This window comes from Haladaptatus pallidirubidus (assembly GCF_020700235.1).
Taxonomy (GTDB): domain Archaea; phylum Halobacteriota; class Halobacteria; order Halobacteriales; family Haladaptataceae; genus Haladaptatus; species Haladaptatus pallidirubidus.
The window spans coordinates 489,427-513,745 of the sequence record NZ_CP085307.1 but is presented as its reverse complement, the minus strand read 5'-3'; the positions used below and the strand labels follow the sequence as shown (position 1 = coordinate 513,745).

Genomic DNA, 24,319 nt, shown 5'->3' with positions numbered 1-24,319 from the left:
AACGTAGTCGACCAGCTTTTGACCTGCGTATGTCGTGTTCGGTAGACACAAGGATCACGATTAACTTGCAGAAAAATATACTAACCATTTTTACTACGGTGTAGCAGGCTGTCTCATTACCTATAAACCGCAAATCTGGGCGCTTATTATTGCTATCGCGCTGATTTTCCAAACGCGAACAGCGTCATCGGCGTCTGGTTTGCCGCTCGAGGCGAGAAGAAGTCAGTCACGAGGTCGTCGTAGAAGGTGAACCCGCGACCACCGAGCGCACGGTGTGCATAGGTCGCGAGATACAACCGCCCTAACCCGATACCGCCCTCCAGCTGGGCCACTCGATATCCTCGATTCCCGGCCGTCTCATCGATGGCGTCGATATCCGCCATAAGATACACGTTCACCGCGGCGTCCCCAACGACTGACTGGTCGAGCGCGAGATGCCCCGCAGTTCGACGGTCGATATCACCCAGTTGTTCGAGAGTCTGTGCGTCCGGATGATACTGATACGCCCCCGATGGGATGTCCTCGACAGCGTGCACGAGACAATAATAATCGACCAACCGGTCGATACGCTCACCATCGAAACAGTCGATGGGTATCCCACGAAGCGCGCGGTCGAGAATCGTCGCGAACAGCCGCGAACTGATCGAGTCGTGGCTGTACTCTCGGAGCGATCCCCGACGTTCGATAGTAGACCACACCGGACGACTCGACGCCGTCTCGGCATCGACCGGATCGAGGGAAATCAACTCGCCATCACCTAAATCGTGGCGTCCGAACGCTTGCTTTGACTCATCTTGAAAGTGGTCACGCCACGCCTGCACTTCCTCGCCGTCCGCCAAGGTACTCTGCCCCCAAGCGTCGGCCACTAGCGGGTACTCGACGGGATTCTGTGAGAGTGGCGTTTCCTCGGAATCAATACTCATGACGGAGATGGGGTCTGGAGCGGGGTCACCGATACCGACAGGAACGAGTTCAAGCGGAGCTTCGTCTGTGGGATCGACACCGAGGAGTCGAGCAATCAAGTAGTCTGCGAATCCGGTGACGACTGATGCCCGATGACCGTTTCCGTGGGCGACCGCCAACAGGTTCGCGAGAATGGTGCCCGAGTCCCAGAACGCGTGGCGGTAGGTTCGCTCGCGGTACTTCCAGGCGTTGCGCCACCATTCTGAGGTGGCAACGAACGTAACGGGGGCATCTGAGACTGCCGTGTGATTGCCCGTCGCTCGGGTGAGGACGCCACGATAATCGCCCTCGCGAAGCACGTCGAACGATTCAGTATCAGGATCGAAGTGATAGACGCCGGGGGCAAGCCCGTCGATGTCACCCGTGACAGCATAGAGATCGACGTGATAGAGCTTTCCCGTACACGAGGCTGCGCGAAACCGCATCCGTTGGCCCTGTTTCTCCAGTTCTTTCGTGATCCCTGTCGCGTAGTGACAGAGGGTGTGGACGGCTTGGGCATCAAGCGAGGATGGAGCATTACCACGCGGAGTGTCGGTCGATGTAGTGATCGCCGATAAGGCTGGTTCGTCGGGCGAGCGTGTCGATTCTGGCAGTGAACGCTGTGACAACATCTCGTAGACTTTGTAGGGACGTGGCTTGTTCGCGTGGTTTAGCGAGAACGTATCGCTCCGGATACTCTCGGGAGAGTGATTCGTCCGCTCGTGGTATTCGCGTGCGTCGACCATCGAGCACTCAGACGGGAGTCATTCACAAACAGTTTGGGTCGATTTTGAGAACGTCACGGAACGGTACACAATCCCACGTTATTGAGCGCGTGATACTGTGTTCCTGTCTCTCGTTACAATGAGAGAAGCTATCTAAGAACCATTGTGAGTTCGGTCTCGACTTCTGACGCTTTTAGAATCTTAATTTCGTTGTTCTGCTGCGCGTCGAGTGATTCAGTCTCTTCAATGAGATCTTAGACGACTAAGAGTCTATTCTCCTCAATGTCGAAATACTTTCCCGCGGCTTCTCGATCATCATAAACGAACTCGTCGTCTCGCTGGCGGAACGCGAGATATTCGAGCACCTCATTGATGAGTTTTTGACCAAGGAAAAGCACGGGATATCGGTAATCCCATCTCCCATGTAGATCATATTCTCGAACGGGATCCGACGCTTCTCTGAGGCGATTTCGTCGTTCACTTGGTACGGGTTTTCCCGAGCAGTTTCTGGAGTGATGCCTTTATTGATCTCGTAGAGATACTGAGTTTTGTCTGTGAACGAAATTGGGCGCTGGATGTTTGTGACAGCACTGTCTGAATCAGCATCTAACCGAGAGGCATACACCGCCTTACAACAATCTGCGATAGTCGTTCCTTGAATAATTGGTTCGAGCCCTTCTGAGATAATATAGTACTTCTTGAAGACGGAGACAGAGCGTGCAGAAACCCTGGCTGGGAAGTTCGACGTCGCGTCTCCCACTGAAGTCTCTCTCTCGAACCATGCCACCGACACCGGTCAGTCTGTGGAAGAGGTGTGGGAGGACATCTCCGCGTGGAAATCGTCTCGCTGCCAAATCACGCTCCTTGAACGCGCCTTGACGACCGACTCCGGCGATGCCGCCTGCCAGCGTACGGCGGTATGACTGGTGGAAATGAAGACGCGTCCGATTCTGTTACTGGTGCTCCGATTGATTTCAACCGACTGGATATCATCCACGAACGATTTGCGACCGACGAGCGCTTTGCTCAGATAGAAGTGCAACCCGAGTTCGCTCCAGAGCGATTGGTATGCGTCTACAACCCTCGCCTCTACCTAAGAAGCGTTCAAGTGGCTCGCCTCGAGATCGTGTGGTTCGAGAACGGGAACTTCTCGATACATTACCATGAAGACCACGAGGATGGAACATTTGATCATCGATGGGATCGCCACCCATCCGAGATCACACCGCACTGCCGGTGAAACATGGTAGTATTGATGCGTTGGTTATAGTGGAGTGCGTCCTTTTCTACGAAATGGAAGGGATCGCGTTCACGATCCTTACTCTTACAACAGTGTAATCGATCCCTGTCAATGGCGACAAGCGCGGACGGTGCGGTTAAAGTAATATCGAGGGTGAATCTGTGACCTAAAGCGCCCCTCAAAATCAATTCTATCGTGTCACTAAAAGGTGAAGCAAGCATAACCGGCCACGTGCCTTTTGATAGAGAGTACACAATGAATATTTCTGAGATAGTTTCAACAAAGTTCACCGAGTTCGACATCGGGGCACCTCTTTCAAAAGTTGCAGGTGCGTTCGAGAATCAAGAACTCGACGCCGTCGTCATTACCGACGGTGACGAGTATCGTGGCGTGGTCAGCCGCCGACAACTGGCCTCGTCGTCCAATCAACCCTCGGCGAAGGTTGGCTCACGGGTGCAACACGTCCCAACCGTCGACCGAACCGAGGATGTCCGTGAGGTTGCACGACTCATGATCGGGAGTTCCGCCAAGACGCTCCCAGTGCTGGACAAGGACCACGTCTTTGGTGTGGTAACTGCAGATGCCGTCCTAGAGGCTGTGAGCCCGTTTCTCGACGCAGTGGCGGTCGATGATGCGTACACAGCAAAGCTGATCAGTGTAACACCAACGACCACGCTCGGGAAAGCCCTCAACACACTCCGGGAAGGGCGTATCGCACACCTTCCAGTCATTGATGATGGCGAACTCGTCGGAATACTGAGTCTGTACGATGTCATCGAATTCACGACCCGCGGTGGGAGCAAGAGCCAGGGTGGCTCGTCAGACGAGTTTAGTGGCCGCGGTGGCTTCGGTGAACGTGATGGTACTTCCGATCGGATGCTTGATCTGCCGGTACGGAACTTAATGACCGATGCCGTCGCGACGGTTCGGCGAGACACACCGCTCGATGCGGTAGTCGAAACGATGTTCGATTGGGAGGTTTCCTCACTTGTCGTCACGGCTAACGAGACGGACGAACCGGTCGGAATCATCACAAAGACAGACGTCATTGAGGCACTCACCTGGGAGCAAGAAGAACGCCGCCCCGTGCAGGTGTTCGGTCTCGATTTGCTCGATGAAATGGACTACGATGACGTTTCCGCGCTGATCGACAGCGTGACCTCGAAGTATGGTGAGATGAGTGTGATCAAGGCCAGTATCGAACTTCAGGAGCACAAAGAAAGGAGCCGGGGTGTGCCACTAGTGCTGGCACGGATTCGATTGGTCACTGACCGTGGCTACTTCACTGCCAGTGGGGAGGGCTACGGCGCTACCCACGCACTCCGTCTCGCGGCAAATGCGGTCGAACGCCAACTTCTCAAGGGCAAGACGTACGGCCAATCGAAGAAGCATCCAGACACTGAGGAGCAAGAACAACTATACGGCTGGTGGCTCGGTGCGTAACGTTCTTGTCTTCCAGTATACGGAGGCCAACCGTTCCGAGGGGCACGATTCGCTTGCTAGCAAGCGGGGCTGAACTTGGTGACCTGTTCCTCTAAAGGACAAGCGGTATCGTACTGATTGTCGTCATTTCTCGTCCTCGTTTGTGGCGGCGTTGACTGGGCAGGCCATTCCAGTTGTCGATGAACCGATCAAGTTTAGGAAACGGACTTGCATATGAAGTTAACTCTGCGTTTGGCGGATGAACTCGTCGAGGCGTTCTTCGATGAGTGTCGCAACGCGTTCGCTATATTGCCAGAGCGCTGCGTTGAATTTCTCCTCGGTCTCGTCATCGATACCGTCGTCCCCCTGAAGCACGGAATCTTTGGTAATTTGGGGATGGTACACACAGACAATTCCGATCGAACGGTTCGAACTTGTGGTTCCCGCTGTGTGGATTCCGTACTGATCGGTGCCCCACACTCCATCACCACCGTGCCGTTCCATCACGGAGTCGAGCGCATCGAGCTGTTGCAGCTCCTCGGGGGGAAGGAGTGGAGCATCGCCTTCAAACAAGTCACTGTATGCTTGTGTCCGGGCACTGTTCGTCCATTGTTCCAATTGGGAGCGTGCTCTCAGTACTAGCTGTCTCTCGTCTGGAAATTCGGCCATACAATCTAGAGGAGTGGGACACCAATCAACGTTTGTACAGCATTTCTGATGTCTCGATCATACGAGAAGGCGGTACTCAGGGAGAGGTTTGCTTGTCAACGGTCGTAGGTCTGGGTTTTCCTATCGGAGCGCCGACTAGTTACATGTCCCATTACGAGGCCGTCTTTGAAATCGATTCAAAACCCGACGCAGAAGCAATTAGACTCCTTGTGTGACGGGTTTATGACGCGTTGCGGGAAGAAACACGAGAAATAGATGGAGACGAAGCCAGTTCGAGCGAGATGCTCGAAAAGTCCGAGACCATCCACAACGCAGCCAGATATCCCACCCCAGGAACGCTAACTATCTACGACGATCAACACAACGATGCGTTCGAGGACTGAGCAGCCATGCATGGACTCTTGATCGGCGTAACTGCAGCTAGCATTGCCTTGCTCTTCCAACCGATCGACATCATTGCTATCGGGTTGTTTGTACTGACTGTTGCTGCAGGATGGGCAGACGGGCGCTCTCAACCCGTCGCTTCGAGCTGAACAAATTGCCCCTCGACACATGACTGTCATTAACGACTTCTACGATAATCGATCACTGATAACCCAATGATCTCTTCGGAAATTGGAAAGGAAGTTGGTGGGACAGTACCCTCCTGCGTACCGTCGAATGTTTTGGTTCTGTGGAGCACAGGTGTGCAACAGATCCATCCTCTAAACTTGGGATCGTTAGAGAAACGATTTGAGGCTGCTTTCGTTATGACTCGAGAGAAATTGCTCAATACACTTCTTACGCACCCAAGCGGCGACAACACACTCGCTACCGCACGAACCAGCAATGTTCGATAAAACTCGGAATCATACTCGTCCAACTCCTCGCCCGCCAACATCACTCATTCACGCGACCGTTTCGCACCGTCAACCGCCACATACGACACACTCTGCCCGGACAACCGACTCAATTTTAGGTCGGTAGTTCCAAATGGACAATATACAGGGACGACTGATTGGTTACCGTTCGGACCGTAATTATCTTGTATCGTTCGAACCACTCTGTGATATGTTTACCAAGTTAGCACCGGATCTCTTCGTTTTCTCTGAATCACTAACCTTCTACGGACTCCAGATCGGCCGAAATATGATCGTGATTCGGCTGTCCAATGACGATCTATTCATAAACTCACCCGCATCGTTAACCCGAGACTGTATTGCGGCGTTAAATGAGCTCGGGAGGGTCCGATATATAACACCAGCGAGTAAACTCCACGGTCACCTCCATATGGAAGACTACAAGCGCGCCTTCCCAGAGGCAGAACTGTTTGCTGCACCTGGCCTTGATCGTCGACGGAGTGATCTTACGTTTGATGGATTGCTCGGCAGTGCCCCAGATCAGCGCTGGGCACCGACGATCGATCAGGCGGCGTTCCTTGGTCATTGGTGGCTCACCGAGATCGAATTCTTCCACCGTCCCAGTAAGACGCTGATTTTGGGTGACATCTGTTACAATCTCGGATCAAAGATGCCATTAAAAACGAAGCTAGTTGCACGTCTTCTCGGCATGGACGGCGACCTTTCTGTACCGCGTGATCTTCGGCTCACAATGAAAAGTAAAGCTGCGGGGCGTCGGTCGATCGATCGTATCCTCGACTGGGAGTTTGAGCGCGTTATCGTCGGCCATGGACAAGTTGTAGAGCATGATGCGAAGCGTCGTGTTCGTGAAGCGTTCGATTGGCTCCTCTGAGAGCGAAATACGTTCGTTCGAGCGGTCTTTCGGGTACTCAGTGTGAAGACTGCATGTTCGTTTGCTGTCACTAATTTGGCATAATATATACGGGAGGCATTCACAGCTGTTCTTCTCCGGACTCACGTTCCGCGTGACGATGATATTCGGATACAACGACGAGAAGTCGAGTTCGATCAGATCGACGAAGAAGACGAGGCCGAAATGGTCGCGACAACGGTTCGAGATACTAAAATCGTATATCAATAGATCAATGCTGGCGTTCATATCGCCGGAGAGGCTTATTACGCTCATCTATCTGTTGCAAACGATGCTGGCTTTGAGACCGGTGATATTGCCTCTGCACATCCCGCACCAAACGTTCTCGTAGTACCATGCGAGTTTGAACGCAAGCCCGGGTGAAGACCCTGTGCGCTTCTGAGTTCGATGCGACGGCTGTCAATCAGACGTTATCCAATCCCGGCGTAGAACCACCTGCTCCCTAAACGGACGTATAGCCCCGAGTGAGAGGCTCAGAAATAGATTTAAGAGTGTGCAGGATCTACATTCAACTAGATGGTTGAATGACCATCTGAGGACAACAGAACTATGGCAAAAGAAGCAACTGCGAGAGCAGAACCACCGGCTGAAACCGCATTATACCAGAACTCAGATCGGGGGAAAATTCTCGCTGCGGTAGTGATCTCCATAATCGTGGCCCTCGGTGTCCACTACGTCGCGTTTGCGGGCATGAATCTTTCCCCAACCGTAAACGCCTTCGTCGGAATGGTTTTATTTTTCGTTGCCGGATTCGTAACTTTTGGGTTATCTATCATTAAATATTTCCGGCCCAGCTTCGGTTCTTGAAATATTTTGATAATCGCGTTGGAATATACGTATTCGGGGAAGCCTATACATGAGAATTGGATATGCTTGATGCGGACGTGGTTTCGAAGAGAAAACACGAGAGAGGCAATACGATTATCGTAAGGGTATTCCTGAGTATAGTTGTTGAATACAAATAGGTGGAGGAACTCGCCGCTCATTCAACGAAACGGATAAGCGTCCTCCCGGCCATTATTCAACTGGATGGTTGAACAAGTGATAGAAGACGACGATTTGGACGAGGTCTTCAAAGCACTCGCTCACCCAATCCGACGAGCGATCCTCGAACAGTTGGCCGGCGGTCCAGAGCCTGTGAGTGAGTTAGCTGAACCCCACGATGTGTCACTTGCAGCAGTCTCAAAACATTTGCATGTGCTGGTAGACGCTGGTCTCGTGGAGATCGAAAAAGATGGCCGGGTCCGCCGATGCTATCTCGACGCTGTCCCGCTTTCCGCGGCGTTCGGGTGGTTAACTCAGTATCGCGTCTTCTGGGAGGACCGGTTAGATGCGCTGGCCAACCATCTGGAGAACGAAGACCAGTGACAGACAATCCCAACGAAGACAATGTATCAACGACAGAGAAAATGGCGAACAAGGGGCAGAGCTTAACCGTAAGTCGCGTGATTGAAGCGCCGCCCAAGCGGGTTTACGAAGCGTTTCTCAATCCTGACGACATTGCGGTATGGGCACCCCCGGAAGGGTTCCGTGCTGACGTTGAAGAGGTCAAGTCCGAAGAGGGCGGATCCTTCCGAGTCGAGAATATCGGCGAAACAGAAGGGATGGAACAATACTCCCACACGTTCGAAGGCACCTACCAAGAACTGAAACGCGGCGAGAAGATAGTCTGGACTGAGGAGTCCGGGGAGGGTGAAAATCCCAGTACCGTTACGGTCACCTTGGATGCGGTCGCTGACGGAACCGAGGTCACCCTCCGCTTAGAAGGAATCCCCGAGGACGTCGCCGAAGAATACGGGGTCGCGGAGGCTTGGGAAGGTTCCCTCGAAAAACTCGCCGGTCAGGTGGAGGACTGACTGGAACTCACCAATTTTATTAAGAAAGACTGACACGGAATCACAGTGGTTCTTAGGTAAATATAAAGATGTCAAAGACAGAAGACGTTAATTCATACATTGCCAATTCAGACAGTGAAGCTCGACCCGTACTGAAAGAAATCCGAGGAATAATAAAATCTACTGTTCCAGAGGCAGAAGAAGGAATAAAATATAACGTACCATTCTATGAATTCTACGGTTCTCACGTCGGATTTTCAACATCAAAATCCCACGCTACCGTTGGCATTGGTGCGGACGTGCTTCAAAGTAAAGACCGTAAAATGCTTGAAGAAAAAGGGTACAAAACCGGAAAAGAGACCATACAAATCAAATACGACCAAGAAGTGCCAACCACAGAATTGAAGCAACTCCTGGAAACAAAGGTGAATAAAGCCAAAGAATCGAAAAAATAAATCATTGACTCACTGTCAAAAAATCCGATCGATGGCCATGTAGACTACAATTACTCTAGGTCCGGTCGCATCAATATCCACAGCAAGATACAGCCCTAGAACATATCTTCGAATTGATGGATAGAGGACTCGCGATAACTACGTATGTTCTATTGATCAGCTGGTTCACTCCCAAGTACGCGGCAAATAAGTCACGTATCAAATCCACCCTCGGAGGTTGTGCATCTTCTGCCTAGCTGCAATAGATGGGACCGGTGCTCTCAATGCATAGCGGTCGGTTACATTCATGCTGGTGACTACTTCGGTTCTAAGGTACAAACTTAACTGGTTAGTACGAGGAAATATTAAGGTCGCTTTTACAGTGTTTGTAACCATGAGCACTTTGACCCTCTCACGCACCCTCGTTCTCGGCGACCATCCTCGGACGAGCGTACGAGCGCTGATTGCTGGACTCGTGACCGTCGGGTTGGCGGTCGCCCTGCGGTTTAACTCTCAATCGATATTGCTTGGTCCCGAACTCTCGCTCCTCGCAGCTGGTATCGGATTCGTTCTTGCGATTGCTGTTGGCCGCTATAAGGGTGGTGTGCTTATTGGGATTCTCACAGCTGCCCTCCCCGTATTTGCCCTCAACGCTGCATCGACTGCTATCCTCGAACCTGTCTCCCTAGAACTAGCCATTCGCGCCGTACGTAGTTCTGCATGGTATACTATCGGAGTGGCAGTGCTGGTTGTCGGACCACTTGGCTACGCTATTGGCGGGAGTTCACCGTCTAGTGGCGAATCAGTGCATTCACACCTTCGCGTCGATCGAAATCAATACGGTCCACTGCTCATCTGGAGTTTTATCGCACTAGGGATTGTTGTACTTTGGACGGTACTCCCGGTGTCTGCAATGCCCTCGCCGGTCGCTTTCTCACCGATGCTTGCCGCTACTGGACTTTTGGTGGCTGTAATACTCGGCTATCGTGCCCGAGGAGTACCTGCGGCGATCATCGCGGGTGGTATTGGCGCTAGTGCTGGTCTCCGATTGTTCATCCAAGGATTCACCACGCTTGAGACGGGGATGGAAACAAGTCCATCGCTTATAGCTATTGGCACGGTCATAATCATTGGGTTCATCGTTGGGATTCCACTTGGCGTGATTGGGTATTGTATCGGACGAGCACTCAATGACTGAGTTGATACGTAGTCTCTCCTGTAAGTAATAGGTAGGATCTTGAGCCTATGGTATGATTCTCACGCTGCTGAAGCAGACAGAGATCAACGAACACTGCCCGTGAGAACCCTCGATTCGATTTTTTGGAGATGCTCGCCTACTGTCGCCTGACTCAATTCCATCGCGTCGGCAATGTCCCCTATCGTTGCTTGCCGTGGAACTTCGTAATATCCCCGTTCGACAGCTGCGGTCAAAATCTCTTGCTGGCGATCAGTAAGTACCGAACTGAGGCGATCTTCGGATCCGTACTCGTTGACTCGCTCAATTTCTATGTCGGCGAATTCCGCTGATTTGTCGAGAATCCGGTGTAGCGACTCGTGTTCTCCGATAAACGTCACCCGCAGACAATCATCATCCAGAAACTCTATGGGCATCGCCATGATGATCTCCGATTGTTGCACTGCCGAGAGAATCCCTCCGAGGGACTCATTCATCTCGCAGTGGAGATACACGAGGCCATTCCCTTGTTCGGGGATGTTGTAGTGGATAACGTCCGAACTGGCATCAAAAACCGTCCGGGCGTAGTCAAGATCATCGCGAAACTGAAAGAGCATAACGACCGTTTCATCGGTCAATAAATTGTAGTGATGGAGATATTCGCGTTTTGCACGCTCTGAGTCTAATGTATTAAAAACGGAAACGAGTCTCCGATCACCAGGGTCTACTACGACTGTCAAACGTCTCACGGCCGGTTCCTGAGACATATGACGGTTCGTACTTGCTGGATAGCTCGCCGATAAATCTCCCACTCACCAGGATAATGACCATGCTCTTCCATGCTTCCACCCAGGTAACGAAGAACAACACTCTGCTATTTAAAAACTGCCGAATGAGTTCGGCAGCACCTCCATGCTCTGTTCTGTCTTCTCTTGCTCTGTACTAGAACATGAGGTACTACAGATGAGCCATACAGATTCAGCAGAGAGCAGTACAGGCAAGACATCCGACACGCATCGAAAAGTGGTCGTCTCGGAGTACGTATCGTTGGACGGTGTGATGGAAGCCCCAGGGGGAGGAGAAGTATTCGAGCACGGTGGTTGGACGTTCCAATTCGACCGTGGCCCCGAAGGCGACGAGTTCAAACTCGAAGAAGTGTTTGCAAGCGACGCGCTTCTACTAGGTCGGGTGACCTATGAGGGGTTTGCAGCGGCGTGGCCATCCATGACCGGTGAGGAAGGGTTCGCCGACAAGTTCAACAGTATGCCGAAATACGTCGTTACAGAGACGCTCGAAGAACCGCTCGAGTGGAATAACTCGACGGTAATAAAAGAGAACGTCGCGGATGAAGTCTCCAAGCTGAAACGGGAACCAGGCGGTGACATCCTGGTCAATGGCAGCGCACAGCTCGTGCAGACGCTGATGAACCACGATCTCGTTGACGAGTATCGACTCATGACCTTCCCCATTATCCTTGGAAGTGGCAAACGTCTCTTCAGAGAGGCAAGCGATACGACTGCGTTACAACTCAAGGAAACAAAGACGGTCGGTTCAGGGATCGTCATCCTTATCTACGAACCGGAAAGGGAGGGACCAGAAGAATAAACGTACACAAACCACAGCCATTAGCGACACTCGAAGACGTCCGTCGTGTTCTGGCAATCGGTCAGCCCATGCGATGACTGGTGTTCAATTGTTACCGCTGTTTAACTACCGAAAGTGTTCGGCAGTGCTCGCATATTCGTTTCCCATCTATACGATTGTGAACAGTATGCAACAACGAACAATTCCGAACGTACTCGTTGGCGGGGGAAACGGTCACACCGGTCGCGAAATTCTCTGTGAGATGAGCGTACTTAGTACCCTGTTAGGAACTGCCGCGCGCGAGAGTAGAACTCGCACAGGGTCCGCCGAGATAGCCCCCGCTTTGAATTTGAGTGCCAATCAATCATGAGTCCGAACGTCCTCTCTGAAGAACTCGTCGTGCTTCTTCTCACGGTGTCGACGATCTTCGGGGGGGTCATGGCTGGATTCTTCTTTACTTATTCGGCGAGCGTGGTCTTAGCGCTCGATAAGCTCTCGGCGTCGGTATATACAACTATGATGCAGGAGATCAACGAGACCGTTCTCAACGTGGTATTCGGTATCGTGTTCTTCGGTGCGATTGTTGTCCCGACCGTCAGTGCGGCTGTAGTGTTGCTGCTAGGAGACTGGACGACGCAGTCCGGCCAGCTGTTTCTCGCTGGTGTTGTTATCTACTTCATCGGTACCTTTGCCGTGACGATGCGCATCCACATTCCGATAAACGAGTACATCGCGACGTGGTCGACGGCGTCGCTACCGAATGACTGGGCGGTCGTTCGCACGCGCTGGGGACGATGGAACCATGTCCGCACGACGGCGGCGATCGCCTCATTTATACTGTATATTGCGGCACTCGTATCGCTCGGCGCGTAGGGTACCGTAGTCGCTTGACCTGTATATCTCGCTGGCGGCGTCCCAGTTTTCACAGTGACCTGAATCGAAAGCGGACAAGCGTCATTACGATAAGGGGAAATTGATTTTCCAACCAGTGGTCCCCGCAGCATCGTTAAGCGCGCACACCACATATAAAGAATATGAGTGGGGCGAGAAGCCAGAATACAAGCGAACGTGAAACTGAGGTTGGATTAGATCGTTACACGCTTCTGCTGTTTATCATCACTTCCTTGACCTTCGGCACTGCATTCGTCGGTATCAAGGCTGGTCTGGTCGCTATTCCTCCGATTCTCTTCGCAGGATTACGCTACGACATCGGAGCGACAATCCTTCTCGCATACGTGTATCAGCGCGGTGGCTATTGGCGACCACGTACCCGTGGTGATCTGATGGCGATCATCATCGCTGGGTTCTTTCTATCGGGATTAAACGCCACGCTCCTCTTCACGGGACAGCAATATCTTACCACTGGAACTGCCGCAGTCGTATTTAGCCTTGTTCCTGTTCTAGCGCCACTGTTTGCAATAGTGTTGTTACCCGAAGAAAAATTCGACCCCCTCGGAATGATTGGTATTCTGCTTGGATTGGTCGGAGTGACTATCATTGTTGGGCTGGATTCGATATCCACAACAGGAAACGCGACGATTTTCGGAGTTACTTTAGTTGGAGGTGCTGCAGTCGCAGCAGCATTTGGAAGTGTGCTTCTGAGCCGAACTGAACGCTCAATTTCGGGAATAGGTATGACGGCGTGGGCACTGGTGCTGGCTGCTGGATTAGTTCATTGTCTTAGTATGTTGATGGGAGAATCACTGGGAGACGTCACGCTAACAGTTGGAGCCCTCATAGCAGTCTTTTGGGTTGGGGTGCCTGCAACGGCGATTGCTTTTCCTGCCTATTACGGCCTCATCGATCGCGCCGGACCAGTTCGAGCGAACCTCATTAGCTATACAGTTCCACTCGTTGCAACGGGAGTGGGCGCTGTTGTTCTTGGTGAGGTAGTCCCCGTTCGGACTGTCTTTGGCTTTGCAGTCATCGTTATTGGCTTTGCTCTGATCGAACGGCAGAATCTTCGAGACGAAATTCGAAGACAACGCGGGTTACCCGATTCATCTGACCAAGATGAAGAGCACATTTGTGAATCCGCTCCTCGAGGGTGAAGTGCAATCGATTTCGTTGCTGTTCAAACATTGGAAATGATGCCTAATCAGCGCATCAGACTGATATTATCCGCATAGAGATAGAGGTCAACGATTTTCTTGTTTTCAATCCGAAAAACACCAGCATTCTCCAAGGAAATCTCGATACCCGTCGGTTCGACTCCCATAATTTCCCCCTCGTGCGTACCGATCAAGTAATGCCGATATACAACGGTATTCCCTTCAGCAATGCATCCATCTTCCGTGACGGTGAGATCGGGAAATGCGGCGAAAAAGGCTGCATTCCCTGCTTTGAACTCCTCACAGCTTTGGAACGATTCCTCAGACACTTTCGTTCGGGTTTATCGATCTCACAATCACGTGTATTACCAGCCCATCCACAGTCAGGACATTGAGCGAGGCCAGCACTCATTACATTTCATAATGGCCTCCTAAACCAATTAATTTGAGAAGTTAAGAGATCAGTGCAAAATATCGATACGGCCGAGAGAAATCGGAGGTCGGTTCATCAGCGATCGCACTTTGTACGTTAAGACTAATCTACCATTTTATATTGCCGATTTGCAGTACCATGATAGAATCATCTAAACATAGTCTAAGCAGCCTAAATGGATGTTTGAGACCGATAGGGCAAGCCTTGATTACTGATAAATCCCTGGATTTCATATGGCATGCTACCATACGGCAATTCAAGGATGTCGATTCGACAATCCATTCAGGAGTGGGAGAACTCATTAGCCCGTTCAAACAATGTTAATATTGCTGAACGCATTTTCTCTGCGCAATCAGCGAAGCTAATTCCATGGTTTGTTATCGGAAGCATACTTGCAAGTCTGGCAGTTGTCCACTTGATAACAGAATTGGGAGTATCTGTTGGACTACTCCTCTTGCTGTTTCTCGGGCAGGGACTTTGTGCTCTCGCTGTTTACAATCTAAAAAAGGTATACCTGCCAGCTGAGCACCAAACGATATATAATTCGGCAAAATAGCAATGAATGTCCTTGTTCGAAAAGAAGAAAATTTGACAAGAACTCGGAAGTTTAGCAGGATACAATCAAACCAGCGTATAGGGCATTGAAGAGTTCCTTCATCGTAACTATTTTGTCAGTTGGACTATTGATGAAGACTAGTACTGTGAGGTGTCGAAGCGATCTATCCATCGGGTGAACGGTATTCCATGATCCGCTTCACCAAACTCGTGGCGGACGGTTTCGCTGAATTGCTCCACCTATGGTATTCGTAGGTTGTCCATATGAGTATGATCATGATATTTTCCGTTGCAGGGTCGTATTTCGTGGTGTCTATCTGTTACTGGATGCGCTTCGAACTATCCCTAGCAACTATTTCGATTGCCAGATACAGAACGTATACTACTGAGAGCGCCATCAAAGGTGACCATCGTTCGGTTAATTACCCGGGTCTGTCGGATTGTTCGAGGATCTTCGCAATGGTCACAATTGCGTTAAATTCTGCTGAAGTGCCCCGAATGTTAATCTCTCCTTCATCGCGATCATATTCAATGGAGTCGATTTCAGCTGCTTTCGGGATATGAACCTGGCGAAGCGAGAGGTCGATCCGATCGTACTGCTCGTCGGGAATTGGATCAGCTGGAGTGTCACTCTCCTGGTCTACAACATAGTCCACAATCTCATCAACCGATACGGTGCCGCTATGTTGGTCAAGATAGTACAATGCATATCGTCGCCGCTTCTTACTGAAGAGGTCAAAAATTGTGTCTAATGTCGCCATGATTCTTATCAAGGCCTAGCCAACCACTGACGATATTGTTTGTGGATTCGACTGCCGTTCCAGGAAAAATCCTAGCTGTATATTGTATTAAAAATATTTCACTAAAACTCGGATAGACGAATTTGAGAGGGAAATGTCCATACCACTCCTGTAGGCAGGATGAGAGCTGTCTACAATTCACGGAATAATTCCAGAATTTACTCATGAACAAATATAGAATATACATATTGGCGACGTACACTTTGTATGTTCGCGCTCGGTCAAGCAAAATCCCTGGTGTTTCGGGAGTATCCTCGGTCGCTGCATCGGCGCTTTCAATGAGCGTTCGCTGGTCGGTATTGGCTGACACCATCGACAGACACGGGGTTACGTGTTCAGGATAAAATAGAGAGTATTCTGAAGCTCAATTGCCACGGTCTTATTTACGGAGATTCGAGGAGAAAGCCCCGTCCTTTTGGGAGAGGATGTCAAAGGGCCGGATGATTTTACTGGCTGAGAGTCTATAGTTCTTCGTATGCCATACGAGAAAGTCAACTATCACAACGTCGAGGAAGCGGCTGATGGATTACACTTTCTGCGAGAACCACTTGGATGCGAGCAGCTTGGTATTTCAGTACTCGAATGCGAGCCAGGATGGACTGGGAAAGAACACACACATGTCGACCGCGAACATGAGGAGGTGTATCTCCTTGTTGACGGAGCGGCAACGGTGACAGTCAACGATGAGGAGGTCCCAATGGAGAGTGGTGATGCACTTCGGCTTCCACCGGAAGCCACCCGCCAAATTCAAAACGGTGATGCTGAGTCACTGTTTGTCCTTGCTGGCGCGCCCTAAATCCAGCCATCGTTCTAAATATGCCTGGATGATGTGAGCTCATCGCCCTACTGCTGTCAAATGAGATCAATGCCACTATGATCTCTAAGACAGCTCAGAAAGTATTCTGACCGTTGTCGATACAACCCGTATTGGCGAACAAATTCGACCAACTCGCTATATTCGCAGAGTGGAAAAACAACGAGTGAGATCATAATGATCTAAATGAGAGTGTGGGTCAGTGTTACGAGTGGTGGCTATTTGTAGAGAAAACGACTAGCAACGATATTCTCACATTGGTACGCATGTCCGAGTTTCCGGGTGCCACCGCTCGCTGGGTAGCAAGTACACGAACAGAACGGGAAACCGTTTTCCAGTTGCTGCGATAGCTGTCTGGTATGACACGTGGCGGGCCGGTGGCAGGTAGCCTTTATGTCGTCAGACCGCTTCCTAAACGGCGATTGAAGAGATGAAGACCCAATACTACACAGCAACGAGTATCGACGGGTATCTTGCCGATGAGGATAACTCACTCGACTGGCTCTTTCAGTTCGGAGAGATAGAGGAGATCGACGGCGTGGATGAAGACTACACGCAGTTCATAGACCAGGTTGGTGCCTTGGCCATGGGCTCGACGACTTACGAGTGGATCATCGAGCATGAAAACGTATTGGAGAACCCAGAAAAGTGGCCGTATGAAATTCCGGCATGGGTGTTCAGTAGTCGGGAATTACCGAAGATCGATGGTGCGAACGTTCACTTCGTGCAAGGGGATGTTGCACCTGTCCATGCGGATATGGTAGAGGCTGCAGACGGCAAGAACGTCTGGCTTGTCGGTGGAGGTGACCTTGTAGGACAATTCCATGATAACGATCTACTCGATGAGATTATCCTCAGCGTTGCTCCTGTCACGCTCGGATCGGGCGCGCCACTATTGCCGCGCAGGATCACCACCCCGCCCCTGAAATTGGCTAGCGTGCAGAAGTATGACGATGTTTTTGCGGTTCTAACCTATGAGGTTCAATAATTCAGTGAGGGTTGATCGAGAGAACTGTTTCGAGATACTGTCAGTAAAGGTATTTCTCTCAATTAGGGATCGACTCATAACGGGAACTACTTCAACTCGATGAAGATGAACTCTCGAACTTCTGAAGTGTTTTCTGGAGAGCTTCGCTAAAGAACTCGATACCATCCCTCCGTTTGGAGTGTACATTTTACTTGATACAATCACCGTCCATTGGGGCTCGACGTCGAACCACGACTGACGATGATGCGCAAGTGACGGGATCCATACTCTCACCGATGGCAGCTGAGATCTTCGATCGTGTCCGTGAAATCGCTGACGCACGAGGCGTTCCTGGGTCGGAGGTGTTAGAGCAAGCCCTTATACTCGGAACCGCGGACCTATGGGAAAACACGATTCTCAGGAAATACGTGGACGACGAGCTATCTCGCGAGGAAGCAATCAAATTAGCTGGGTTCGAAACCGTCCAGCGAGCAGATCGCGAAACAGCAGCCGTCGAAGAGGATGTCAACTGGGATCTCAACGCGTGACGATCGTTGCGGTCGGGGATTCAAGCCCACCGATTCGTCTTGCAGAAATTGATTCGCCCAGTTGCTTACTTCGTTAATAGTTCGAAGGTGAGACGAACATTGTCCGAGGAGAGTTTCGACGTATCGAGACGGACTCGGGATCCGACCGCAATTGCTTCAGAATCACACGCGACACGTCCCATGAGCCGTGGGCCTTCGTCCAGCGTGATGATAGCCGACACGATTGGGGCATCTGAAGCGAATCGCGGCGGTGGACGGTGAATACACGTATAGCCGTACACCGTTCCAGTGCCTGCAATCGACTCGAACTTCCACTCGTTGGAGTAGCAGTCCGGACAGTATCGGCGTGGGGGATGATAGACGTGGGCGCACGCCTGACAGCGTACAATACAGACATTACCGTTAGCTACGCGCTGCCAGTATTGGCGTTCGTATTCGGTCGTCGGTGTCGGAATCGGCTTGTTAGTCGGCATGACGCTCACCTCGTTCAAGGATCGCCACTGCTTGCGTTGAGAAGATCCCCCCGTTCCCGTGGACGAGCGCTGTCGATGCGTCTTCGACTTGCGTCGCTTCGGCTCGTCCTTGTAGTTGACGGATCGCTTCGGTAATATGAAAGATCCCACAAGGCATTCCTGGATGTGCTTGGGCGAGCGCTCCGCCGTGAGTGTTGAGCGGCCACTTCCCAGTTACTCGAAGGGCACCACTGTCAATGAGGTCGCCACCGTCTCCACGCTCACAGAACCCGAGATCTTCGAGGATTCGAAGGACAGTAATCGTAAAGCAATCGTATATTTGAAGAACATCGATATCAGCATGATCGACAGCTGCCTCGGCCATTGCTCTCTGTCCCGCCTCTCCCGCTCCCGTCTCTTCGAATGATGGCATTTGAGAGATGTGATCGTGGGTATGTCGTGCGCCGAACCCTGTCAGCCGAATTGGTACTCGATTGAGCTCGGCTGCCTTTTCTTCAGAGGTCACAATGAATGCTGCTCCGCCATCGGAGATAAGAGCGCACTGGTCTGCAGTCAACGGAGTTGCAACCATCGGAGAGTCGAGAATCTCATCAGCTGATTTTGCTTCCTGTCGGTGTGCACGCTCCGCCCGCTGTAACGACGCATGCTCGTGAGTGATGGCTGCGATTTCGGCGAGCTGTTTCCGTGTTGTCCCGAACGTATCGATGTGCCAATTTGCAACATGAGCGTAGAGCGACGGGACGATATTTGCGGGTTCTTCAAACTCGCTGACGCTGTCGGCTAGTTCTTCGATAACTGTTGGCGGTCCGATGTCAGAATGAAGAGCGTCTGCAGCGACGACGAGGATCGTTTCGGCCTGTCCACTTTCAATCGCATCGGTCGCTCGGTTAATCGAATTCACGTGGGATGCACCACCCACGCCGGTGAGTTCTGCAAAGTTGAGTGGAGCAATTCCAAGATGTTCGATCAGCAGCGGGAGTGGAAACCGTTCCTTTCGAAAGGGTGCAGTCGCAATAAGTCCGTCAATATCGTCTGGTTCGAGATCGACGTCTCGCAACGCTTCGCGTGTCGCCCACATGTTTAGCTCTTCGTACCCGCAGTCGAGTGACTCTCCAACGCTCGTTTCACCATACCCAATTAGCACTGGCTTCATTGTTCTCAACTTCATACGATACCGATCCCAAAGAAGGTTAGAGTGGATTATTGATCCTAAAAAGTAGGTAGTAATGAACTGACGCCCTCCCCCATGCGATCTTCTTACGGGAGTCCACTTTTACCATCAATGCGTCAATTTCCAGTAACGCTGGAATTTTTGAAAAAATATACACAATTTTATACAATCAAACCGCCACCTATAATTTCAATGATTATGGAATTGTAAATGGACGATGTTAGAAATAAACGTATTCACCCTATCACGAAGAGAGCGTCAGAGAATATGAGACAATCTCCACTGTTCCCTAATCAGTCCGGTACCCTATCATGAACGATATCATTACGACAGCATCATTGACGAAGCGATATGGCCAGATAACTGCCGTTGATACCCTTAATCTATCAATACCTGCCGGAACCGTCTATGGATTTCTTGGCCCGAACGGTACTGGAAAGACGACGACGATGCGAATGCTTACGGGTCTCTTGGAACCAACCAGCGGCGAAGCATCGATTGCAGGTGCCTCGATTACAGACCGGGATGCCCTTCGACCCCATATTGGGTATCTCCCAGAAGAGCCACCTCTCTATGAGGAGACAACGGCGTACCAACAGCTCGAATACATTGGTGGGCTCCGGGATATACCAACAGAGCGTATCCACAATTACGCAGATGTGCTATTTGACGCGCTTGATTTGGAGGCTGGACGCTCACAACGCATTAGTGAGTATTCAAAGGGAATGCGGCAGAAAGTCGCCTACGTACAAACGATTCTCCACGACCCCGATGTCGTGTTTCTCGACGAACCGACGTCGGGCCTCGATCCACGTGCGGCAAAGACCCTACGCGAAATGATCCGCGGCCTCGCAGATGATGGAACAACTGTCTTTCTATCAACGCATATTCTACCCGTTGTCGAAGAAGTCGCTGACACCGTTGGTATTCTCTATGATGGCAATCTTGTCGAAGAGGGAACACCAGCTGAACTCACCGATCGCACATCACAGCACTCTGATAGCACACTCGAAGATGCCTTCCTCGAATTAACAGACACTGATCCAGTCAAAGAGGTACTAACGCATGACTGAGCAGGATTGGGTTCACCACGCAGTTCGGATCGGTAAATTCGAGTTTCGTCGATCTGTGCACGCAATCCGACAGGACCGAGCACGTTTTGCACTCATGATTCTTGGCGTTGCACTCCCGACAGTCATGTTTGGTGGTGTCGGATTTCTACTCATTAGTTTTATTGAGGATATTTCGGGGAGTACGATTCCTGATCAGCTCCGTGGAATGGTTGCCCTATTCTGGTTGTTTGGGGTATTTCTGGTCACACAGCGCGTTGCGTCCGCAAAACCACGAATCGACGCAGATCAGCTTATGCTAACGACTGTGTCAGCACGAACTGCCGTCGGAGGATTGCTGATTGCAGAATTTCTGCGTATTCTGTCGTATATCTCATTTCCTGTACTTGTACTGAGTAGTTTGCTCGCATACGCACAGACCGCTCCGGCCTTTCTGATTACAATTCCTTTTGCAATCATGTTATTTTCCGCAACTGTAGCCACTGCGGGATCTGCAGTTGGTTATGGAATTGCATTGTTGATTGCCTCGTCGCCATTTGTAGCAAAACATAAAACTGCTCTTAGTATCCCTATTGGGTTACTCGGTGTACTCGGTTATTTAGGGTTTCAGTATTCTGAGATCACCGGACTTGACCAATCAGCACTCGCATGGTTCCCTGCCGCGTGGTTCGCAGATATCGCAGTGGTAGGTGGTCCAATTCATGGTTCGCTTACGCGAGCAGCTGGAGTCCTTCTTGGAAGCTGTGTTTTTGTTATCACTGTTGGAAGACTCGCTGAAATAGCGACAACTGCCTATTGGTTCTCCGATGGGCCAATACTGACAGACTCAACACCCAGCGAGCGTACAACGACAGGATCAGACAATCATTCAGAAAAACGCAAGAGCGCGCTTGCCAACGCCGTGGCACCGATCACTGTGGATTTTCTCCCGCTTCCAATACAACGAGTCGCGCAGATGGTTATGCTCCGTACATGGCGGGATCCACAACGGCTGATGTTTATTATAATGCCTGTGGCCATTTTCATTGGGCCAGCAATCAGTAGCGTGAATGGGTTAGATCTATTTTCTGTCTTACCAATCGCGAGTGTTGTTCTAATTCCCTGGATGGCGGGAGCTGTATTTCCACTCAATCCACTTGGGGATGAGGGCTCTGTACTCCCTGTGACGTTGACTGCCGTCACAGGAACAAACTATGTTCGTGGATTGATTGCGCCAAGCATCATTCTTGGTCTCCCCGCTGCAGTTATACTCACAGGGATTACTAGCCTCATATCACCATATCCAATTCTTACTCAGTTTGGGCTTGTCGTCCTCGCTATATACCTTACGCTAGTATCGGCAGCACTCGGGTCAGGAATCGGCATGCTGTTACCGAGATACAACGCGATTAGCATCGGACAAGCTGATGAGGTTATACCCCCTCGAATAACTGCAGTTACACTACATGGAATTGCTGTCTGTATTCCCGGTTGTCTACTAGCGCTCCTCCTTGCAACACCAGAGCTTGCCCAAACGATGATTTCGATCCTCGTTGGGACGTTACCCGGAATTTTGCTGAAGTTGCTTGCTACTGTTGGATTGGAACCATTAGCCGGGATAGCGACGTGGTTCTTGACAATTGGCAACTCAATACAAGCAATAGCACGGCCAATGTTTCGATTGACGACAATCAGCGTCCTTGGAACCAGTGGAATCATTGTCGCGATTGCCGCCTATCGAGGTGCAACTCAACGGTTCAATGCATTCTCACCATCATAACAATCCATATATTATCCATATGTGAACTTCTACCTTCCTCGCGATGAAAATGCCCTCAGTCGCGGTGGTGTCGTCGCGTATTCAAAAGCTGATCTCTTATCGATACAGCGATTGGCTCGCTATGATGACGAGATGCTCGTGTCCGTGACCAATTCGCTGGTCTCCGGACGCGGGTGATGATGTTACTACACAATACGCGCTCTTTACGAAGAATTGTGTGACTCAATCGGTTCGTGAGGCGGTATCTAAACGATCGGATTTGCAGTTGTTCACCCTTGACGACGTAACGTGGTGATAAACTGCCTCGGGGTCAAGCCCCGAGGCTTTCGCGTGGACTCCCGTTCTATGCCGTCGAGGCAGGGGGGACGTACTCCCCACTCACGTTCAACGTCCCACGATTCAAGCGCACGTCTACAGGTGCGCCTCCGTCGGCTGCGTTTTGCCGCCGCCGGAGATACCGAAAGCCGATATTCTTCGCCGCGTTGTAATCTGCGTGGTTCTGATACCCGCACTTCAAGCACTCGAAGTGCTCACCCTCACGGTTGTCCTCGTGCGTACACCCACACGTCGAACAGCGTTGGGACGTGTGTTTCGGCGGGACTTGCACGGCTTCGACGCCGTGTTCCGCCGCTTTGTATTCGACGTATTGGAACAGCCGTCGGAACGCCCAGACGTGTTGCCATGTCGCCTGCGGGATGTTCTCGCGGATATGCGTTAAGTCCTCAAAGACGATATGCGAACAGCCGTATTCGACGGCTTCCTCAATGAGTTCGTTCGCTACGCCATGCAGGTATATCTCGAAGCGCCCGTACTCCTTGTTACCGACGCCTTCGATGGCTTCATGTGCCGCTCTTGTTCCGGTTTGTTGGAGCGAGCCACGACGCTTCTCGTACTCCCGACGCCAGTGGTTGAACTCATCGGCGGCCCAGAACGTGCCGGTTGACGAAACCGCAATGTTGTTGACGCCCAAATCGACACCGAGGACTGTTCTGTGCTCGGTTTTGAGTTCGGGGTCGTCGGCTTCGACCTTTCGCATCGAGGCATGAAGGTACCACTCGTTGTCCCGACGCTGTAAGTGCGCCATGCGGAACTCGTAGTCCTCGTCATCGAGGTACGTCCGTGGGTGGCACTCAGGGTCATCAGGAAGGATGTAGTCGCACTCAATGCGCCCGTTGACGGTCGAAAGCGACACGTAGTCGCGGTGGAACGTCGCGCTTCGTTTATCGTAAACCGCACTATCGGCGGAGAAGTAGGGTTGTGACGTTCGTTCACCGCCCTTCAGCCTCGATACACCGCTCTTGACGGCTTCGACCGCCCGACGAATCCCCTTCTGAACGAGGTTCGCGGTAAGGTCGGTTTCGCCGCGTAGTTTGTCGTACAAGGCATGTTCGGCTTTAGCCTTTGAGGTAACGTGGTATCCGTCGTCACCATGCCAACACCATTCGCTCGCGGTGTTCGCGCAGTGTTTAAATTGCTTGACTGTCTCACGGAGAGACGAATCGCACTCTTGAGCCACGCCAAGCTTGATTACGGCGGTACGACGGTATTCCACGACGTTTCACATATGGTGGCTCGGTTACTTACAGTTATGGGAGTGGACCTGCCGATGTGTGTGGTTTGTGTCGTGTATCGACGCGCTTCCTCCCCGAGGTCAAGCCTCGGGGCATCCACGCTGTGTTTTCTGTGAACTACTTTTTCGAATACATCCACTCTGCCATTGTCGAAAGCAGAGCGAAGGTCAGATGCGGGAAGTTCGAAATCGCACGACGGCTTCGTTGTCACCGATCACCGCGATCGAATCCCATCGAAGAAACCAACCGTCCTGTATTCTGTGAACAACAGCTGTGGCGAAACTGCAGGAAGACATGCAACCGTGGTACCGA

28 protein-coding genes and 1 pseudogene are annotated in these 24,319 nt (G+C 51.3%); 20 read left to right on the top strand and 9 right to left on the bottom strand.

Translation table 11 applies throughout. The annotated features are described in order from the left end of the window. Positions 1-152 precede the first annotated feature (152 nt). Together LIX15_RS32145 and LIX15_RS32140 are read right to left on the bottom strand one after the other, a co-directional pair. Positions 153-1,688, bottom strand: a complete 1,536-nt coding sequence (locus LIX15_RS32145; RefSeq protein WP_227778943.1) for a SagB family peptide dehydrogenase — start codon at positions 1,686-1,688, stop codon at positions 153-155. A 233-nt stretch (positions 1,689-1,921) separates the two neighbouring features. Next, a complete protein-coding gene (locus tag LIX15_RS32140; RefSeq protein ID WP_227778942.1) occupies positions 1,922-2,065 on the bottom strand; it encodes a hypothetical protein in 144 nt (47 codons plus the stop codon). Positions 2,066-2,365: 300 nt separating this feature from the next. Between LIX15_RS32140 and LIX15_RS32135 the strand changes: the two genes are divergently transcribed. The 3 genes and pseudogenes from LIX15_RS32135 to LIX15_RS32125 all read left to right on the top strand — a co-directional run bounded on the left by LIX15_RS32135 (position 2,366) and on the right by LIX15_RS32125 (position 4,350). Further along, positions 2,366-2,590, top strand: a complete 225-nt coding sequence (locus LIX15_RS32135; protein ID WP_227778941.1) for a DUF7342 family protein — start codon at positions 2,366-2,368, stop codon at positions 2,588-2,590. Beyond that, positions 2,587-2,886, top strand: a pseudogene (locus LIX15_RS32130) (toxin-antitoxin system TumE family protein); the annotation flags it as partial. The gene LIX15_RS32135 and the pseudogene LIX15_RS32130, both read left to right, overlap by 4 nt. A gap of 276 nt (positions 2,887-3,162) precedes the next feature. After that, complete coding sequence (locus LIX15_RS32125; RefSeq protein ID WP_227778940.1) at positions 3,163-4,350, top strand: CBS domain-containing protein; 1,188 nt, start codon at positions 3,163-3,165, stop codon at positions 4,348-4,350. A 219-nt stretch (positions 4,351-4,569) separates the two neighbouring features. Here LIX15_RS32125 and LIX15_RS32120 read toward each other — a convergent pair whose 3' ends face one another. After that, on the bottom strand, positions 4,570-4,998 hold the full coding sequence (locus LIX15_RS32120; RefSeq protein ID WP_227778939.1) for a DUF7539 family protein: 429 nt from the start codon (positions 4,996-4,998) through the stop codon (positions 4,570-4,572). Positions 4,999-5,228: 230 nt separating this feature from the next. On the opposite strand from LIX15_RS32120, the gene LIX15_RS32115 reads away from it, so the two are divergent. The 8 genes from LIX15_RS32115 to LIX15_RS32080 all read left to right on the top strand — a co-directional run bounded on the left by LIX15_RS32115 (position 5,229) and on the right by LIX15_RS32080 (position 10,235). After that, positions 5,229-5,381: a hypothetical protein gene (locus tag LIX15_RS32115; RefSeq protein ID WP_227778938.1), complete on the top strand. Its 153-nt coding sequence runs from the start codon at positions 5,229-5,231 to the stop codon at positions 5,379-5,381. A gap of 6 nt (positions 5,382-5,387) precedes the next feature. Continuing rightward, the gene (locus LIX15_RS32110) at positions 5,388-5,531 is read left to right on the top strand and encodes a hypothetical protein (protein WP_227778937.1); all 144 of its coding nucleotides are present in this window, start codon (positions 5,388-5,390) and stop codon (positions 5,529-5,531) included. 439 nt (positions 5,532-5,970) lie between these two features. Further along, entirely contained in the window at positions 5,971-6,729 is a 759-nt protein-coding gene (locus LIX15_RS32105) for a DUF4336 domain-containing protein (protein ID WP_345413469.1), read from the top strand. 588 nt (positions 6,730-7,317) lie between these two features. Further along, complete coding sequence (locus LIX15_RS32100; RefSeq protein WP_227778936.1) at positions 7,318-7,575, top strand: hypothetical protein; 258 nt, start codon at positions 7,318-7,320, stop codon at positions 7,573-7,575. Between the two features lie 222 nt (positions 7,576-7,797). Then, positions 7,798-8,136, top strand: a complete 339-nt coding sequence (locus LIX15_RS32095; RefSeq protein WP_227778935.1) for an ArsR/SmtB family transcription factor — start codon at positions 7,798-7,800, stop codon at positions 8,134-8,136. Next, positions 8,133-8,624 (top strand): SRPBCC domain-containing protein, encoded by a 492-nt coding sequence (locus tag LIX15_RS32090; protein WP_227778934.1) that lies wholly within the window; start codon positions 8,133-8,135, stop codon positions 8,622-8,624. The genes LIX15_RS32095 and LIX15_RS32090 overlap by 4 nt, the downstream gene beginning before the upstream one ends. Before the next feature lie 68 nt (positions 8,625-8,692). Continuing rightward, complete coding sequence (locus LIX15_RS32085) at positions 8,693-9,058, top strand: iron chaperone (protein ID WP_227778933.1); 366 nt, start codon at positions 8,693-8,695, stop codon at positions 9,056-9,058. Positions 9,059-9,431: 373 nt separating this feature from the next. Next, on the top strand, positions 9,432-10,235 hold the full coding sequence (locus LIX15_RS32080; protein ID WP_227778932.1) for a hypothetical protein: 804 nt from the start codon (positions 9,432-9,434) through the stop codon (positions 10,233-10,235). A gap of 83 nt (positions 10,236-10,318) precedes the next feature. On the opposite strand, the gene LIX15_RS32075 is transcribed toward LIX15_RS32080, so the two are convergent. Next, positions 10,319-10,978, bottom strand: a complete 660-nt coding sequence (locus tag LIX15_RS32075) for a helix-turn-helix domain-containing protein (RefSeq protein ID WP_425556833.1) — start codon at positions 10,976-10,978, stop codon at positions 10,319-10,321. Between the two features lie 196 nt (positions 10,979-11,174). On the opposite strand from LIX15_RS32075, the gene LIX15_RS32070 reads away from it, so the two are divergent. From LIX15_RS32070 to LIX15_RS32060, 3 genes are all read left to right on the top strand, one after another. After that, positions 11,175-11,816 (top strand): dihydrofolate reductase family protein, encoded by a 642-nt coding sequence (locus LIX15_RS32070; RefSeq protein ID WP_227778930.1) that lies wholly within the window; start codon positions 11,175-11,177, stop codon positions 11,814-11,816. 345 nt (positions 11,817-12,161) lie between these two features. Next, a complete protein-coding gene (locus tag LIX15_RS32065) occupies positions 12,162-12,668 on the top strand; it encodes an anthrone oxygenase family protein (RefSeq protein ID WP_227778929.1) in 507 nt (168 codons plus the stop codon). A 161-nt stretch (positions 12,669-12,829) separates the two neighbouring features. After that, the gene (locus LIX15_RS32060; protein WP_227778928.1) at positions 12,830-13,846 is read left to right on the top strand and encodes a DMT family transporter; all 1,017 of its coding nucleotides are present in this window, start codon (positions 12,830-12,832) and stop codon (positions 13,844-13,846) included. Positions 13,847-13,893: 47 nt separating this feature from the next. Here the strand turns inward: LIX15_RS32060 and LIX15_RS32055 are convergent, their stop codons facing one another. Beyond that, complete coding sequence (locus LIX15_RS32055; RefSeq protein WP_227778927.1) at positions 13,894-14,175, bottom strand: ester cyclase; 282 nt, start codon at positions 14,173-14,175, stop codon at positions 13,894-13,896. Between the two features lie 1,081 nt (positions 14,176-15,256). Next, positions 15,257-15,595 (bottom strand): DUF7344 domain-containing protein, encoded by a 339-nt coding sequence (locus LIX15_RS32050; RefSeq protein ID WP_227778926.1) that lies wholly within the window; start codon positions 15,593-15,595, stop codon positions 15,257-15,259. A 514-nt stretch (positions 15,596-16,109) separates the two neighbouring features. Between LIX15_RS32050 and LIX15_RS32045 the strand changes: the two genes are divergently transcribed. From LIX15_RS32045 to LIX15_RS32035, 3 genes are all read left to right on the top strand, one after another. Then, positions 16,110-16,430, top strand: a complete 321-nt coding sequence (locus LIX15_RS32045; protein ID WP_227778925.1) for a cupin domain-containing protein — start codon at positions 16,110-16,112, stop codon at positions 16,428-16,430. 448 nt (positions 16,431-16,878) lie between these two features. Then, positions 16,879-17,436 carry a dihydrofolate reductase family protein gene (locus tag LIX15_RS32040; protein ID WP_227778924.1) on the top strand — a complete coding sequence of 186 codons (558 nt, stop codon included), beginning with the start codon at positions 16,879-16,881 and terminating at the stop codon, positions 17,434-17,436. Positions 17,437-17,711: 275 nt separating this feature from the next. Continuing rightward, positions 17,712-17,963 (top strand): hypothetical protein, encoded by a 252-nt coding sequence (locus LIX15_RS32035; RefSeq protein ID WP_227778923.1) that lies wholly within the window; start codon positions 17,712-17,714, stop codon positions 17,961-17,963. A gap of 65 nt (positions 17,964-18,028) precedes the next feature. Here the strand turns inward: LIX15_RS32035 and LIX15_RS32030 are convergent, their stop codons facing one another. Continuing rightward, positions 18,029-18,436, bottom strand: coding sequence for a Zn-ribbon domain-containing OB-fold protein (locus LIX15_RS32030; RefSeq protein ID WP_227778922.1), 408 nt, complete (start codon positions 18,434-18,436; stop codon positions 18,029-18,031). Then, entirely contained in the window at positions 18,426-19,589 is a 1,164-nt protein-coding gene (locus LIX15_RS32025) for a thiolase family protein (protein WP_227778921.1), read from the bottom strand. Before LIX15_RS32025 ends, LIX15_RS32030 begins: the two co-directional genes overlap by 11 nt. 329 nt (positions 19,590-19,918) lie before the next feature. On the opposite strand from LIX15_RS32025, the gene LIX15_RS32020 reads away from it, so the two are divergent. The 3 genes from LIX15_RS32020 to LIX15_RS34155 all read left to right on the top strand — a co-directional run bounded on the left by LIX15_RS32020 (position 19,919) and on the right by LIX15_RS34155 (position 22,613). After that, complete coding sequence (locus LIX15_RS32020; RefSeq protein WP_227778919.1) at positions 19,919-20,680, top strand: ABC transporter ATP-binding protein; 762 nt, start codon at positions 19,919-19,921, stop codon at positions 20,678-20,680. A 94-nt stretch (positions 20,681-20,774) separates the two neighbouring features. Next, positions 20,775-22,436: a hypothetical protein gene (locus LIX15_RS32015; protein WP_227778918.1), complete on the top strand. Its 1,662-nt coding sequence runs from the start codon at positions 20,775-20,777 to the stop codon at positions 22,434-22,436. A 21-nt stretch (positions 22,437-22,457) separates the two neighbouring features. Beyond that, positions 22,458-22,613 carry a DUF8008 family protein gene (locus LIX15_RS34155; RefSeq protein WP_486327140.1) on the top strand — a complete coding sequence of 52 codons (156 nt, stop codon included), beginning with the start codon at positions 22,458-22,460 and terminating at the stop codon, positions 22,611-22,613. Between the two features lie 166 nt (positions 22,614-22,779). Here LIX15_RS34155 and LIX15_RS32010 read toward each other — a convergent pair whose 3' ends face one another. Further along, the gene (locus tag LIX15_RS32010) at positions 22,780-23,988 is read right to left on the bottom strand and encodes an RNA-guided endonuclease InsQ/TnpB family protein (protein WP_227778915.1); all 1,209 of its coding nucleotides are present in this window, start codon (positions 23,986-23,988) and stop codon (positions 22,780-22,782) included. Positions 23,989-24,319 lie beyond the last annotated feature (331 nt).

What these genes read in the sequence shown, in the direction of transcription:
- LIX15_RS32040 (WP_227778924.1), top strand. Translation starts at nt 16,879, where the DNA reads ATGAAGACCCAATACTACACAGCAACGAGTATCGACGGGTATCTTGCC.
- LIX15_RS32120 (WP_227778939.1), bottom strand. Translation starts at nt 4,998, where the DNA reads ATGGCCGAATTTCCAGACGAGAGACAGCTAGTACTGAGAGCACGCTCC.
- LIX15_RS32030 (WP_227778922.1), bottom strand. Translation starts at nt 18,436, where the DNA reads ATGCCGACTAACAAGCCGATTCCGACACCGACGACCGAATACGAACGC.
- LIX15_RS32125 (WP_227778940.1), top strand. Translation starts at nt 3,163, where the DNA reads ATGAATATTTCTGAGATAGTTTCAACAAAGTTCACCGAGTTCGACATC.
- LIX15_RS32095 (WP_227778935.1), top strand. Translation starts at nt 7,798, where the DNA reads ATGGTTGAACAAGTGATAGAAGACGACGATTTGGACGAGGTCTTCAAA.
- LIX15_RS32100 (WP_227778936.1), top strand. Translation starts at nt 7,318, where the DNA reads ATGGCAAAAGAAGCAACTGCGAGAGCAGAACCACCGGCTGAAACCGCA.
- LIX15_RS32070 (WP_227778930.1), top strand. Translation starts at nt 11,175, where the DNA reads ATGAGCCATACAGATTCAGCAGAGAGCAGTACAGGCAAGACATCCGAC.
- LIX15_RS32050 (WP_227778926.1), bottom strand. Translation starts at nt 15,595, where the DNA reads ATGGCGACATTAGACACAATTTTTGACCTCTTCAGTAAGAAGCGGCGA.
- LIX15_RS32025 (WP_227778921.1), bottom strand. Translation starts at nt 19,589, where the DNA reads ATGAAGCCAGTGCTAATTGGGTATGGTGAAACGAGCGTTGGAGAGTCA.
- LIX15_RS32035 (WP_227778923.1), top strand. Translation starts at nt 17,712, where the DNA reads ATGGCAGCTGAGATCTTCGATCGTGTCCGTGAAATCGCTGACGCACGA.
- LIX15_RS32105 (WP_345413469.1), top strand. Translation starts at nt 5,971, where the DNA reads ATGGACAATATACAGGGACGACTGATTGGTTACCGTTCGGACCGTAAT.
- LIX15_RS32080 (WP_227778932.1), top strand. Translation starts at nt 9,432, where the DNA reads ATGAGCACTTTGACCCTCTCACGCACCCTCGTTCTCGGCGACCATCCT.
- LIX15_RS32060 (WP_227778928.1), top strand. Translation starts at nt 12,830, where the DNA reads ATGAGTGGGGCGAGAAGCCAGAATACAAGCGAACGTGAAACTGAGGTT.
- LIX15_RS32085 (WP_227778933.1), top strand. Translation starts at nt 8,693, where the DNA reads ATGTCAAAGACAGAAGACGTTAATTCATACATTGCCAATTCAGACAGT.
- LIX15_RS32145 (WP_227778943.1), bottom strand. Translation starts at nt 1,688, where the DNA reads ATGGTCGACGCACGCGAATACCACGAGCGGACGAATCACTCTCCCGAG.
- LIX15_RS32015 (WP_227778918.1), top strand. Translation starts at nt 20,775, where the DNA reads ATGATTCTTGGCGTTGCACTCCCGACAGTCATGTTTGGTGGTGTCGGA.
- LIX15_RS32110 (WP_227778937.1), top strand. Translation starts at nt 5,388, where the DNA reads ATGCATGGACTCTTGATCGGCGTAACTGCAGCTAGCATTGCCTTGCTC.
- LIX15_RS32045 (WP_227778925.1), top strand. Translation starts at nt 16,110, where the DNA reads ATGCCATACGAGAAAGTCAACTATCACAACGTCGAGGAAGCGGCTGAT.
- LIX15_RS32065 (WP_227778929.1), top strand. Translation starts at nt 12,162, where the DNA reads ATGAGTCCGAACGTCCTCTCTGAAGAACTCGTCGTGCTTCTTCTCACG.
- LIX15_RS32075 (WP_425556833.1), bottom strand. Translation starts at nt 10,978, where the DNA reads ATGTCTCAGGAACCGGCCGTGAGACGTTTGACAGTCGTAGTAGACCCT.
- LIX15_RS32020 (WP_227778919.1), top strand. Translation starts at nt 19,919, where the DNA reads ATGAACGATATCATTACGACAGCATCATTGACGAAGCGATATGGCCAG.